The sequence below is a fragment of the Noviherbaspirillum malthae genome (genome assembly GCF_015352985.1).
Taxonomy (GTDB): domain Bacteria; phylum Pseudomonadota; class Gammaproteobacteria; order Burkholderiales; family Burkholderiaceae_D; genus Noviherbaspirillum; species Noviherbaspirillum malthae.
Window position 1 is genome coordinate 46,438 of record NZ_JACYXF010000034.1, and the last position, 12,979, is coordinate 59,416.

Sequence of the window (12,979 nt, forward strand, 5' to 3'; positions counted from 1 at the left end):
ACCATGCAATTCAGTAATGAAAGGCCGGCGGTCTGGCCCATCATCAAGCGCTACATCACGGTCTTCGACGTGCCGCTGGCGCTCACGCTTTTCCTGATCCTGTCGGTCAGCTGCTTCACCATGTTCTCGGCCGGCATGGATGCGCCCGGCCGCTTCGAAGACCATCTGCGCAATACCATCATCGCATTCGTGGTGATGTGGATCGCCGCCTGCATACCGCCGCAGCTGCTGATGCGTTTCGCCTTGCCGCTCTATACGGTCGGCGTCGCGCTGCTGGTCGCAGTGGCCATGTTCGGCATCGTCAAGAAAGGCGCGCGCCGCTGGGTCAATGTCGGCGTCGTCATCCAGCCGTCGGAAATCATGAAGATCGCCGTGCCGCTGATGCTGGCCTGGTTCTTCCAGAAGCGCGAGGGCGCGCTGCGCTGGCAGGAATTCCTGCTCGCCGCCATCCTGCTCGCCATTCCGGCGGCCCTGATCATGAAGCAGCCTGACCTGGGAACCGCGGTGCTGGTGATGGCCGCCGGCTTCTACGTGATCTTCCTCGCCGGCCTGTCGTGGAAGATCATCTTCGGGCTGGGGATTGCAGGGCTGGCCAGCCTGCCGGTGGTATGGTCGGTGCTGCACGACTACCAGCGCCAGCGCGTCATGACCCTGATCGATCCCACCACGGACCCGCTGGGCAAGGGTTTCCACATCATTCAATCGATGATCGCCATCGGCTCCGGCGGCATCGCCGGAAAAGGCTGGCGCAGCGGCACGCAGGCCCACCTCGAATTCATACCCGAGCGTACCAGCGACTTCCTGTTCGCCGTGTTTTCCGAGGAGTTCGGGCTGATCGGCAACTGCATCCTGCTCACGCTGTACCTGATGCTGATCGCGCGCGGGCTGTTCATCGCCGCCAATGCGCCGACGGTGTTCAGCCGCCTGATGGCCGGTGCGATCACGATGATTTTCTTCACCTATGCCTTCGTCAACATGGGCATGGTCAGCGGCATCCTGCCGGTAGTCGGCGTGCCCTTGCCGTTCATGAGCTACGGCGGCACGGCGTTCATGACGCTGGGTCTCGGCGTCGGCATCCTGATGAGCATCCAGCGACACCGCAAGCTGGTGCAAAGCTGACAACTGCGCCCCGTATACCGAGCAAGACAAACCGGCCGCCTGACGGCCGGTTTTCCTTTCAAAAGCAACAAAAATATTCCGCCCTTGCAGCAAATGCATTGCCGAGGCAAACTGTTGCCGATTTGCAGTGACATGCCGACATGTCACCGCTTCGGCGACAGACCTCCGCCTCCGCAATGCCAGTCCGAGCGCAGCTGCATACCTCAGCGCTCCATCCGCTGGCTTCGGTCGTCGCCCCCCTTCAATAAAATGCTTCAGGGAGAAAGCGATGGACCCGCGAACGCCGCATCCTCGTTACCGACGTCTTGCCCAATTCATTGCCGGCTGCGTGCCGCCGCTGCTGCTCATCGGATGCAGCAGCACCCCCATCAACACACCGCCGGCAGCCGACGCGCCCGGCAAGCCCCAAGCCACCGCGCGCAACAGCACGCCGCTGCCGAACCTGCCGCGCGCCGGCTCCGGCCGGGGCGGCTATTACCAGGATGACGGCCCCGGCGATTCGCCGCCGGACGGCCTGCTCGACACGCCCGACGCCGAGCCCAAGATCGAACCCTATTACGCGCGCAACCTGCGTCCCTATGTCGTCTTCGGCAAGACCTATGTGCCGATCTCCGATGAAAAACCGTTCAAGCAGCGCGGCGTCGGCAGCTGGTACGGCAAGAAGTTTCACGGCCAGAAGACCTCGTCCGGCGAACCTTACGACATGTACAAGATGACGGCGGCGCATCCCACGCTGCCGATTCCCTCTTATGTGCGGGTCACCAATCTGTCGAACGGCAAGCAGGTGATCGTCAGGGTGAATGACCGGGGACCGTTTCATTCGAGCCGCATCATCGATCTTTCCTATACGGCGGCCTTGAAGCTCGGGTATCTGGGCAGCGGCAGCAGCGAGCTTGAAGTGGAGCGCCTGCTGCCGGAAGAGATCCTGCGCATGGCGGCCGAAAGGAACAATCCGGTTCCGCAGGCGAGCAGTGCCCCGGTCACGCAAGCCGTCAGCTATGCCGCCGCTGCGCCGGCAGCAGCAATGGCGCCGGAAGCGCGTCCCGTGTCGGTGTCGAACAGTATTTCCACTTTTGCCTTGCCGGACGTGCCGGCAGCGGCTGCAGCACCGGCGTCCGGTATCGTCCCGGTTGCGGCAACTGCGGCGGGTGCGCCGGCAGCTGCAGCCAATGCCGCGACGCAGGGGGGTACAAACGGCGCATCCGGTTATTACCTGCAGATTGGCGCGTATTCACAGGCATCCAATGCCGAATCGGCGCGCACGCGGCTGACACAGGGACCTGCGGCCGGCATGCCGATGGAAGTCATCAACAGCGGCAATGTCCATCGCCTCTACAGCGGCCCCTTCGCCAGCAGGATGGAAGCCGCGGCGGCGGCGGTTCGGGTGCAGGAGAGCGCCGGCATCAAGGCCATGATCGTGCAGCGCTGATGCATCGGCCCAGCGGCCGCTTCGGCGGCTTTACGTCTCCTGCTTCAATTGCAGCGCGCGCTCGTAGAGCGCATTTTTCTTCTTTCCGCTGATCTGCGCCGCCAGTGCGGCAGCCTGCTTCACCGGGAGTTCTGCGATCAGGATGGAAAGAATCCGGTCGGCTTCGGCATCGTCTGCCGAAGCCGCGGCGGTAGCGCCTTCCACCAGCAACACGTACTCGCCTTTTTCCCGGTTCGAGTCGGCCGCAATCCAGGCTTCGGCCTCCTGCAGGGGGCAGCGGTGAATTTCCTCGAACAGCTTCGTCAATTCGCGCGCAAACACGATCTGCCGATGCGGTCCGAACACCTTCGCAAGAGCGGCGGTCGTTTCCGCGATCCGGTGCGGCGCCTCGTAGAACACCAACGTCGCCGGCACGGCCAGCAAGTCTTCCAGCACCTGTTCCCGCTGCCTGGCCTTCACCGGGAGGAAACCGACGAAGTAAAAGCGGTCATGCAGCAGGCCGCCCGCCGACAGCGCGCTCACCGCCGCCGACGCGCCGGGCAGGGGCATGACCCGCAAGCCTGCCGCGCGCACCGCATCGACGATGCGCGCGCCAGGATCGGACACGGCAGGCGTGCCCGCATCCGACACCAGCGCAATGCGCTGCCCGGACTGCAGGCGGGACACCAGCTTGGCAGCCGCCTCGCGCTCATTGTGTTCGTGGGCGGCGATCAGTTCCTTGGACAGGCCGTAGCGGTGCAGAAGCTGGGCGGTGTTGCGCGTGTCTTCACAGGCCACCGCGTCCGCGATTGAAAGCACATTGAGGGCGCGCAACGTGATGTCGCCCGTATTTCCGATGGGAGTGGCCACCACATATAATGTAGACAAAGGATAAACTTGCTGCGACACCTCCTGCATGATGGACGGGAAAGGCGGCGAATTGGGCAGGGTAGACGTCATGGGGGAAGGATGTTGAGCCGTTGGGCGGGAATGGGCGTGCTGGCATGGATGCTGGGTGGATTTTGCCTGCCCCTGTCGGCAAATACAACCGCCGCGCCTGCCGGCAACGCCGCGCAACCCGCCCCGCCGGCTCACGAGCGGACGCCTCCGCTCCGACTCGCGCAGACCGATCTGTCGATTCCCCGCAATCCGCCACCCATGCCGCAGCCCAAAGCGCTGCAGATTGCTCTGTTTCTTCCGATCTCGTCCGACGTGTTCCGCCAGGCGGCCGATGCCGTGCGCGCCGGCATGCAGGCCGCGCATGAGCAGGAGCCTGACGGCGTCGACATGCATGTCGTCGACAGCGGCGATGCTGCGCAGGATGTCGCGGAACGCTACCGCATCGCGGCCGAGCAGGCCGATCTCGTCATCGGTCCCTTGTCGCGCAGCGCTGTCGCCGCTGTCGCGCAGGCAGGCCGTATCGACAAGCCGACCATTGCACTTGCCGCACCCGAACTTCCGCCAGATGCATCGTTTCCCATGCCGCCGCAGCTGCTGGTTCTCGGACTGGCCATCGAAGACGAAGCGCGCCAGATCGCCGACTGGGCCGGCCGCGACCATCGCGGCAGCAATGCGGTGGTCTTGCATGCAGGTGCGCCGTGGCAGCGGCGGGCTGCCGCGGCCTTCGAACTGCAGTGGCAGGAGCAGGAGAGGCAACTGAAGCAAATGAAGCAAATGAAGCAACTGAAGCAACTGAAGCAACTGAAGCAACTGAAGCAACAGAAGCCGCAGGGGCAACAGAAGCAGCGCGGCTTGCAGACGATCGAGCTTGCCGCGGCCGACGGCTTTCTCAACGGCCGTACGCTGCTGCAGCTGAAAAAGGATCTTGCCGACATGCCGGCTGTCATTTTCGCGGCCCTCGATGCGCAGCAGGCGCGGCAGGTACGTGCCGTCATCGGACCGCAGGTGCCGCTCTACGGCACATCGCAGCTCAATCCTGTCCCTGCTCCCGGCCGCGACGCCGCCGAGCGCATGACGGACATGGACGGCGTTCGACTGGTTGATATGCCCTGGCAGCTCGACCCGGAAAGTCCGACAGTCTCGGCTCATTTCCGGCCCGCCGCTGCCGGTATGCGGCCCGCCAACGCCGACATGGAGCGCCTGTATGCGCTCGGCATCGACGCCTACCGTGTCGCGCGGGAAGTGGCGGCGCAGCAGGGCGAGTTCGAACTCGACGGCGTTACCGGCCGGCTGATGGTGCAAGCAGGCAAGCAGCAGGCCAGGCTGCAGCGCATTGCCGAACGCGCCGTGTACCGCAACGGCATCGCTGTGCCGCTGGAGATGCAACAACGGGAGGCGCAGCACTGATGCCGTTGTTCAAGAACACCGCTTCCCGCACCGCAAAGCAGTTGGCAGGAGATGCCGGTGAAGATCGTGCGCTGGCTTATTTGGAGCAGCAGGGACTGTCGCTGCTGCAACGCAATTTCCGCTGCAAGGGCGGGGAGATCGACCTGATCATGAAGCACGGGTCGGCCATCGTATTCGTTGAAGTCAGGAAACGCGCACCCAGCCGCTTCGGCGACGCAGCCGCCAGCGTTGGGACGCAAAAACAGGCGCGGCTGGCGGTGGCGGCGCAGGTGTATCTTCAGTCGCTGCGCACAGTGCCGCCCTGCCGTTTCGACGTGGTGGCCATCGACGGCGAGCAGCTGAACTGGATACGCAATGCCATCCAGCCTTGATACCGATCCCAAGCCGTCTTTGCAGTTTCATATCACTCCCTATAAAGCGAGCATTTCCATCACCTTTGTGCCGGGACTCTGCTTCCTGCCTGCACTATAATCCCCTGCATCATGACAAACCAACGCATCCAGGCGCACTTCCAGGAAAGTGCCGAACTCAAGCAGCGCGCCGCCGCCGCGCTTTCGCAACCGATTGCCGAAGCCGTGGAACTCATGTTCTCCGCATTGTCTAACGGCAATAAGATACTTGCCTGCGGGAATGGAGGCTCGGCAGCGGATTGCCAGCACTTCGCCGCTGAACTGGTCGGCCGCTTCGAACGGGAGCGCCTACCGTTGCCGGCGCTGGCGCTGACGACCGACACCTCGATCATGACGGCGGTCGGCAACGACTACAGCTTCAATGACATTTTCACCAAGCAGGTACAGGCGTTTGGCCAGGCCGGCGATATTCTTCTGGCATTGTCGACTTCCGGCAATTCCGCCAATGTGCTGGCGGCGGTGGAAGCGGCGCTGGAGCGCGACATGCGCGTCGTTGCCCTGACCGGCAAGGGCGGCGGCGCGATCGGCAGGCTACTGACCGACGCCGACGTGCACATCTGCGTGCCGCACGACCGCACCGCGCGCATCCAGGAAGTGCATTTGTTGACGATTCATTGTTTGTGCGACGGTATCGATGTCGCTTTATTTGGGGAGGAACCGGATGAATAACTGGACGCGCTTCACACGTCCGCTCGCCACGCTCGCATTGTGCGGCACCGTGGCAATCAGCTTGCAGGGCTGTATCGAAATGGCCGTCGGCAGCGCCGTCGTCGGCACGCTGGCGGCAACCGATCGCCGCACCTTCGGCGCGCAGACCGAGGACAAGTCCATCGTGCTCAAGGGCGAGGGCCGCGTGTCCAGCCTGGTCGGCGGTGCGGGGCATGTCAATGTCACCAGCTTCAACCGCAAGGTACTGCTCACCGGCGAAGTCCGCGACGAAGCCATGAAATCCGCGGTCGAACGCGAAGTCACCGCCATCGAAGGCGTGCAGTCGGTGGTCAATGACCTGGAAATCGCAGGCGTCTCCAGCTTCACGTCGCGCTCCAACGACTCGCTGCTGACAGGCCGGGTCAAGGCAGCCTTCGTCGATACCCGCGACCTGTATGCCAATTCCATCAAGGTGGTGACCGAACGCGGCATCGTCTATTTGATGGGCCGCGTCACGCAGCGCGAAGGCCAGCTGGCCGCCGAAGTCGCTAGCAACATCAGCGGCGTGCAGAAGGTGGTCAAGGTCTTCGAATACATCTCCGATGATGACTACCGCCAGCTGACCAGATCCTCCGATACGCAAGGCAGCAAATAAGATCTGAACACGGCAATGCGTTTTTCCGGCACCCGCCGCAGCAAGCCGCAGATCATTCCGCTCTGCGGCTTTTTTCTTTCACAGGACTGACATGGAAAGCATTATCGTCGGCATACTCCTGGCGCTCTTCATCCTGTCTTGGGCTGTGGGCGCCTACAAGCGCCTGCTCCTGCTCCAGCGGCAGGTCAGGCAGGCATTCGGCAAACTGGAGATCCCCCTGAAGCAGCGGCATGAAGAGGTGCCGGTCGTCGTTGAGGCCGCGCGCGCCTACCTGAAGGAAGAGCGCGAACTGCTGGAAGCAGTCATCGAGGCGCGCAACCGGGCACAGGAGGCGCTGGCTTTGCCTGCTGCATCTCCGTTCAGCCGCGATGCCGTGCAGCGCCTGGCCGCAGCCGAAGGCGAACTCGATCTTGCGCTGGCCGGGCTGTTTACCGCGTGCAGGAGCAAGGGACATCTTGCCGTGAATGCGTCGCTGGCTGCCCTGGTCGACCAGATCGCAGCCTTGAATACGCAGATCGGTTTCCTGCGTGACGCCTACAACGACACCACGCGGCAATACAACGTCGTGCGCAAGCTGATTCCCGGCATCCTAGTGGCTGTTATTTTCGCCTTCATCCCCGCCGTTCCCATGGGGATGTTGCCGGTTCGCCGCAACTAGTGCGATTTTCGTCTGTATTCGACTAACGGAGTGTTAAACCGACCACTAGGTTTGATGTTCGGCTTGCCGCCGGCGCGCTTTCGCAAACCGGCTTATCATCTGCCTGACTCAGTAACCAGGCGAAGTCTCCCTGATCCAATTCCCATCATGATGCGACGTCAACTGCTCAAAATGCTTGCCGGCCTGGCGCCGGTGCTTCTCTTCACCGCCATCCCCGCGCACGCGGCCGAAGACGTCAAGGTGGTTTATCACCTGGCCGACGGCATCGACCAGGCGACGCGGGCCATGGGCAATATCCGCAATCACTTGCGCGCCGAGCCCAACACGAAGATCGCAGTCGTTGCCAACGGCGACGGCATCCGTTTCCTGCTGGCCGGCGCCAAGGAGCGCAGCGGCAGGCCTTTCGATGCCCAGGTCAAGGCGCTGGCCGAGCAGGGCGTGGAATTCCGCGTCTGCGGCAATACGCTGGCCGCGCATGAAGTGCCGGTATCGCAGCTGTTGCCCGAAGCCAAGATCGTGACGGCGGGCGTGGTGGAACTGGCACGCCTGCAGGCCAAGGAAGGCTACGTTTACATCCGTCCTTGATCCGTTGACGTACGGCCGGACGGGCACAGGACTATAATCTTCCTGTTTTCAAACGCACCGATGGTAACTGCCATGCAAGCTGCACCCTCTTCCCCGCCGCGCAACCGCACCTGGATCAAGATCCTGGCCGCGTTGGTGATCGCGGCCCTCGCCCTGACCGGTTATTTCTCCCTGTCCGGCAAGAAGTCTGCGCCGGATGTGACCTTCCAGTCCATCAACGGCCAGCAGCTCTCGATGCAGAGTCTGCGCGGCAAGGTCGTCATGGTGAATTTCTGGGCCACCAGCTGCACCACCTGCGTCAAGGAAATGCCGCACATGGTGCAGACCTATGAGAAATACAAGGACAAGGGGCTGGACTTCGTGGCGGTGGCCATGAGCTACGATCCGCCGAACTATGTGCTCAACTATGCACAGACGCGCAACCTGCCTTTCCATGTTGCGCTCGACAGCAAGGGCGACGTGGCCAAGTCATTCGAAGACGTCAAGCTGACGCCGACGACCTATGTGATCGACAAGAAGGGCAATATCATCAAGCGGTATGTGGGCGAACCCGATTTCGCCGCCCTGCATCAGCTGCTGGAAAAGGCGCTGGCCGCCTGATGCCTTTCATTCGCTGGTGTTTCGGCACCGATCATTCTCAAAAAGAAAAGCGCCGTAAGGCGCTTTTCTTTTTTGTGCTGCCAGTTTTCCTTGTCTTTCTATTCCGTGACTTTCTCGGCCGCAGCCGAAGCGGTGCCGAACCGCGGTTTCAGTTGCTGCCACTCCCTCCGCGGAAAAGGCTCTTCGTAGCCGCTGAAATAAAGCGTCAGCGAAGTCAGCCATTGCTGGGTCGGCGCGGGATGCACATAGGGTGCAGTCAGCAGGGCCAGCGCGCTGAGCACCACGCGTACCGGATTGAACACCTGCTTGCGCAGCATCGTGCCCGCCACCCAGATGAAGCTGATGCTGACGGCCGCGCCCAGCATGCAGCCTGCGATCACTTCCGATGCGGAATGCGCATGCACTGCGATGCGTGAAATGCCAACCACGGCGCCGAAGACCAGGCCGAAGATGGCACCGAATGCGCGCAAGGGACGGGGCGCCTTTTCCAGCATGAGATAGAACAGCACCGGCAGCACCGCGGTCGCACGCATTGCGTGGCCGCTGAAGCCGGTGAAGTCGATGGAGCGGATGCCGATGCCCCAGCCGATGAAGGCCATCTTGGTGGCAATGACAACCGCCATGCCCATGGCGAACAGCAGGCTCCAGCACAGGGCGAGCTTGTTTTCATTTTCAGCCAGCAGCCACGCAGCGATCGCCAGTGCGGCGAACGATGTGATGGTGACATCGCCGAATCGTGTAATTTCATTCCAGTCGATCATAGTTACCGATAGGGCAAATGCATCAGAGAGAAGTTCATGAGGATTTGTAAGCGTTTATGCTGCGTCAGACCGTAGCTGCATGCTACCGGCATTCTCGGCGATTCACTTCGGGCTTTTCTTAATTCTGCTCAAAGCGGTACAGAAGGCCGAGGCGGGCGTGGCGGTTTGGCGACGTTTTTACATGGGAGCACGCCGGCAGTGCATGCCGGCGTGCGAAGGAAGGAACGCGGGGAGGGAGGGATCAGACCACGCCGGCGCCATGCGCCTGCTGGTCGGCGTGATAGGAACTGCGCACCATGGCGCCCACTGCAGCGTGAACGAAGCCCATCTTGTAGGCTTCTTCCTCGAACATCTTGAATGTGTCGGGATGCACATAGCGGCGCACCGGCAAATGGTCGCCCGACGGCATCAGGTACTGGCCGATGGTGAGCATATCAACATTGTGCGCGCGCAGGTCGCGCATGACCTGCAGGATTTCCTCGTCGGTCTCGCCCAGGCCAACCATGATGCCGGACTTGGTCGGCGTTTCCGGGTGCAGTTCCTTGAAGCGCTTGAGCAAGTTCAAGGAATACGCATAATCCGAACCGGGACGGGCTTCCTTGTAGAGGCGCGGCACGGTTTCGAGGTTGTGGTTCATCACATCCGGCGGGGCCGCCTTCAGGATTTCCAGCGCGCGGTCCATGCGGCCGCGGAAATCGGGCGTCAGCACTTCGATGCGGGTCATCGGCGACAGCTCGCGCACGCGGCGGATGCAATCGGCGAAATGGCCGGCGCCGCCGTCGCGCAGGTCGTCGCGGTCGACCGAGGTAATCACCACGTAGCTGAGCTTGAGCTGGGCAATGGTCTTGGCCAGGTTTTCCGGTTCATTCGGATCGAGCGGATCGGGACGGCCGTGGCCGACATCGCAGAACGGGCAGCGGCGGGTGCACTTGTCGCCCATGATCATGAAGGTGGCGGTGCCCTTGCCGAAGCATTCGCCGATGTTGGGGCAGCTGGCTTCCTCGCACACCGTCACCAGCTTGTTGGCCCGCAGGATGTCCTTGATTTCATAGAAGCGCGTGGTCGGCGATGCCGCCTTGACCCGGATCCAGTCCGGCTTGGCAAGCTTCTCGGCCGGAATGATCTTGATCGGGATGCGGGCCGTCTTGCCTGCGCCTTTCTGCTTTTCGCTGGGGTTGTAAGCAGGGGCCGGGACGGCAAGGGCTTCTTTTTCGGTAGTCATCGTGCGGGTCGCTTCGTCGGTTGTGGTGTGCCAGGCGGCGCGGTCGGCGCCGGGGCGACAGGGTAAGTTCAGAGTAAGAGGTCAGGCGGTCAATAATTCGGTCAGCTTGCCGGCGAGCCGCGTCCGGACTTCGGCCAGCGGCGCTTCGGTTCCCGCGGTCTTCATGTCCACCGTGGCCAGGCCTTCGTAGCCGCAGGGATTGATCCAGGAAAAGGGTGCAAGGTCCATCGATACGTTCAGCGAGACGCCATGATAGGTGCAGCCGTTTCCGCGCACTTTCAGGCCGAGCGCCGCGATCTTGGCTCCTTTCCAGGGGCCGTCGGACATGTAGATGCCGGGCGCGCCGGGCTTGCGTTCGCCCGAAAGATTATACGCCTGCAGGGTTTCGATGACCGACTGTTCGATTTTGTGCACGAATTCGCGGGCGAACAGCCTGGCGCCGGGACGGCGGCGCAAATCCATGAGCAGATAGACAATGGCTTGGCCGGGACCGTGGAAGGTGACTTCACCGCCGCGGTCGGTCTGGACCACGGGAATGCCGTGGGCATCCAGCACATGGGACGGATCGGCGCCGAGGCCCAGGGTATAGACCGGCGGATGCTCGACCAGCCAGAGCTCGTCGGGCGTATCGGCATGGCGGGCGTCGGTGAAGGCGCGCATCGCCGCGAATGTGGTGTCGTAGGCTTCGATGCCGCGCTCGACCAGACGCGGCCGGCGCAGCGGGGACTGCATGTCGTTCATAGGGGAATCGTGTAGAAGTGGTTCTGGTCCTTGTGCGGCGAGTTGTCGATCGCCTTGAGGATGGTCGGATCGATCTCCCCCTGCTGCGGATCGAACAGGCCGCACAGCCGCATGGCCTTGCGCACATCGATGGTCTTGCCAAGGAATTCGAATACCACCCGGGCGCAGGCGATCGAGCGCTGGCTGCTGGCGGCGACCCCGAGCATCAGGCCGGACAGGCGCGCCACCTTGTTCTTGTAAGTCGGGAACAGGATGGTCTGGGCAATTTCGTTGCCGGTCAGCGACTCGTAGTCGATCAGGAAGATGCGGTCGTTCAGATAGAAGGTGCCGCCGACATACTTGCACTTGTAGGTCTGGTCGAGATTGGCATGCTGCGGAAAGCGCTCCAGCCGCTCATGGTAGATCGCGCCGTCATGCAGGAAGATGTGCACCAGTCCGCGCAGCACCTTGCCCGGCGCGCTCATCGACTGGTAATACTCGTAGTAGTAGCCGAGATACTTGTCGAACTTGCCGGCGCTCTGGTGCTGCAGATGCGCGATATGGTCGCTGAAGACGGTGCGCTCGGTGCGCTGCTTCGGGCGGACCTGCACGATCTGATGAAAATGCTCCCGCGGAAGATAGATTTCGGCCGGTTCCACGCCGAAGAAGTCGCAGATGCGCTCCAACGTATGGCTCGACGGCTTGCTGGTGCCGTTGAGGTAGCGGTTGAACTGGGCGCGGTTGAGATTGAGCTTGCGGCAGACATCGGCGACCGATCTGTAGTAGCTGCACAGCATGCGCAGGTTTTCGCAGAATTCGCGCTGGGCTGGGTGCGCAGGCTTGCCGGGAGCGGCAGAAATATTTCCTGTGGCCAAGAATTTTCCCGTTTCAAGATGGGTGTGTTGCTAGATGACGCTATATTAGCATCAACCAGCATCAAGTCGCGCCAAATAGCGAAATGGCATTTGGACCAGTTTCTCCCTAAAGTTGCGATCCAAGTTGCATGCGCCTTTTCACCAAAAGGCTAACTAAAAAAGCAGGACGACAATCAACGCATGCCGACGAAGCAAACCGCTTCATGCGCAACCGGCCACGAACCGGCAGCGCATGTAACGGGATGACCTCAAAAAGGAGACACCATGACCACCGTAGAAGACTACATTCTCGGCAACGGCGCATTGCATGACCGTTTCTTCGCCACCACCGAGATCCTCGCCAAGCTCGTATCGAGCGCTCCCCGTTCCGTCAGCCTCACCCAGCTTGAAGAAGAAACCGGCCGTCCGGCACGGGAACTCGGCAAACTGTGCGCCGGCCTGGTTCGTGCCGGATTGCTGACCGCCGACCCGCGCGCATCCGAACGCTGGATGCTGACCTGCGATGCCAGCATGGTCACGCTGGAAGACGTGTTCCGCTGCGTGCTGGCCGAGCAGCAGACGCCGCAGGCACGCAAGGCGCCGGGCAAGGCAGGCGCGGACCGCGCACCCAATGACGTGGACCTGCTGGTGATGCAGGCGATGATTGCGATAAATCAAAGCGTGTTCAAACATTTGCGCCAATTTTCACTTGACCGGCTGAAAATCAGCGCAGCCGGCATGTTTCCGGCACCCCGCCGAACGTCCCGTCCCGCTTTCGCGAACAGCGCGTTCGACGTGGCGCTTACATAACTATTCCGGCCAGGAGGCCCGTTCACAGCGGGCCTGCTCATCGGCCTGACGACCTTTGCAGCACCATCACCCGTTCAAACTTAGGAGGCAAGACCATGCAGTTCACTACAAAAATGATTCCGTTGGCCGGTGCAATCGCCTTTGCTTTCGCAGGCGCCGCTTCGGCACAGGAACAAGTCGTCAAGATCGGCCACGTCGGCCCGATCTCCGGCGCCATCGCAC

15 protein-coding genes and 1 pseudogene are annotated in these 12,979 nt (G+C 62.1%); 11 read left to right on the forward strand and 5 right to left on the reverse strand.

The window, feature by feature from the left end:
- The first annotated feature begins 3 nt into the window (after positions 1–3).
- Complete coding sequence (gene rodA, locus IGW03_RS25050; RefSeq protein WP_194725261.1) at positions 4–1,119, forward strand: rod shape-determining protein RodA; 1,116 nt, start codon at positions 4–6, stop codon at positions 1,117–1,119.
- 268 nt (positions 1,120–1,387) lie between these two features.
- Positions 1,388–2,548, forward strand: a complete 1,161-nt coding sequence (locus tag IGW03_RS25055; protein WP_194725262.1) for a septal ring lytic transglycosylase RlpA family protein — start codon at positions 1,388–1,390, stop codon at positions 2,546–2,548.
- Between the two features lie 30 nt (positions 2,549–2,578).
- On the opposite strand, the gene rsmI is transcribed toward IGW03_RS25055, so the two are convergent.
- On the reverse strand, positions 2,579–3,487 hold the full coding sequence (gene rsmI, locus IGW03_RS25060) for a 16S rRNA (cytidine(1402)-2'-O)-methyltransferase (protein ID WP_228536070.1): 909 nt from the start codon (positions 3,485–3,487) through the stop codon (positions 2,579–2,581).
- A 9-nt stretch (positions 3,488–3,496) separates the two neighbouring features.
- On the opposite strand from rsmI, the gene IGW03_RS25065 reads away from it, so the two are divergent.
- The 7 genes from IGW03_RS25065 (at position 3,497) to IGW03_RS25095 (ending at position 8,390) form a co-directional block, all read left to right on the forward strand.
- Positions 3,497–4,834, forward strand: a complete 1,338-nt coding sequence (locus IGW03_RS25065) for a penicillin-binding protein activator (protein ID WP_194725263.1) — start codon at positions 3,497–3,499, stop codon at positions 4,832–4,834.
- Positions 4,834–5,205: a YraN family protein gene (locus IGW03_RS25070; RefSeq protein ID WP_194725264.1), complete on the forward strand. Its 372-nt coding sequence runs from the start codon at positions 4,834–4,836 to the stop codon at positions 5,203–5,205. The genes IGW03_RS25065 and IGW03_RS25070 overlap by 1 nt, the downstream gene beginning before the upstream one ends.
- 111 nt (positions 5,206–5,316) lie before the next feature.
- Entirely contained in the window at positions 5,317–5,913 is a 597-nt protein-coding gene (locus IGW03_RS25075) for a phosphoheptose isomerase (protein WP_194725265.1), read from the forward strand.
- On the forward strand, positions 5,906–6,547 hold the full coding sequence (locus IGW03_RS25080; protein WP_194725266.1) for a BON domain-containing protein: 642 nt from the start codon (positions 5,906–5,908) through the stop codon (positions 6,545–6,547). Before IGW03_RS25075 ends, IGW03_RS25080 begins: the two co-directional genes overlap by 8 nt.
- A 91-nt stretch (positions 6,548–6,638) precedes the next feature.
- Complete coding sequence (locus IGW03_RS25085) at positions 6,639–7,205, forward strand: LemA family protein (protein WP_194725267.1); 567 nt, start codon at positions 6,639–6,641, stop codon at positions 7,203–7,205.
- 150 nt (positions 7,206–7,355) lie between these two features.
- Positions 7,356–7,790, forward strand: a complete 435-nt coding sequence (locus IGW03_RS25090; protein ID WP_194725278.1) for a DsrE family protein — start codon at positions 7,356–7,358, stop codon at positions 7,788–7,790.
- 72 nt (positions 7,791–7,862) lie between these two features.
- Positions 7,863–8,390, forward strand: a complete 528-nt coding sequence (locus IGW03_RS25095; RefSeq protein ID WP_194725268.1) for a peroxiredoxin family protein — start codon at positions 7,863–7,865, stop codon at positions 8,388–8,390.
- Positions 8,391–8,488: 98 nt separating this feature from the next.
- On the opposite strand, the gene IGW03_RS25100 is transcribed toward IGW03_RS25095, so the two are convergent.
- The 4 genes from IGW03_RS25100 to IGW03_RS25115 form a co-directional block, all read right to left on the reverse strand.
- Positions 8,489–9,151 carry a phosphatase PAP2 family protein gene (locus tag IGW03_RS25100; RefSeq protein WP_194725269.1) on the reverse strand — a complete coding sequence of 221 codons (663 nt, stop codon included), beginning with the start codon at positions 9,149–9,151 and terminating at the stop codon, positions 8,489–8,491.
- Between the two features lie 241 nt (positions 9,152–9,392).
- A complete protein-coding gene (lipA, locus tag IGW03_RS25105; RefSeq protein ID WP_194725270.1) occupies positions 9,393–10,373 on the reverse strand; it encodes a lipoyl synthase in 981 nt (326 codons plus the stop codon).
- An 81-nt stretch (positions 10,374–10,454) separates the two neighbouring features.
- Complete coding sequence (gene lipB / locus IGW03_RS25110) at positions 10,455–11,114, reverse strand: lipoyl(octanoyl) transferase LipB (protein ID WP_194725271.1); 660 nt, start codon at positions 11,112–11,114, stop codon at positions 10,455–10,457.
- On the reverse strand, positions 11,111–11,968 hold the full coding sequence (locus IGW03_RS25115) for a helix-turn-helix domain-containing protein (protein WP_228536071.1): 858 nt from the start codon (positions 11,966–11,968) through the stop codon (positions 11,111–11,113). The genes lipB and IGW03_RS25115 overlap by 4 nt, the downstream gene beginning before the upstream one ends.
- Before the next feature lie 264 nt (positions 11,969–12,232).
- On the opposite strand from IGW03_RS25115, the gene IGW03_RS25120 reads away from it, so the two are divergent.
- Complete coding sequence (locus IGW03_RS25120; RefSeq protein WP_194725272.1) at positions 12,233–12,757, forward strand: Rrf2 family transcriptional regulator; 525 nt, start codon at positions 12,233–12,235, stop codon at positions 12,755–12,757.
- 95 nt (positions 12,758–12,852) lie between these two features.
- Positions 12,853–12,979, forward strand: a pseudogene (locus IGW03_RS25125) (branched-chain amino acid ABC transporter substrate-binding protein); the annotation flags it as partial.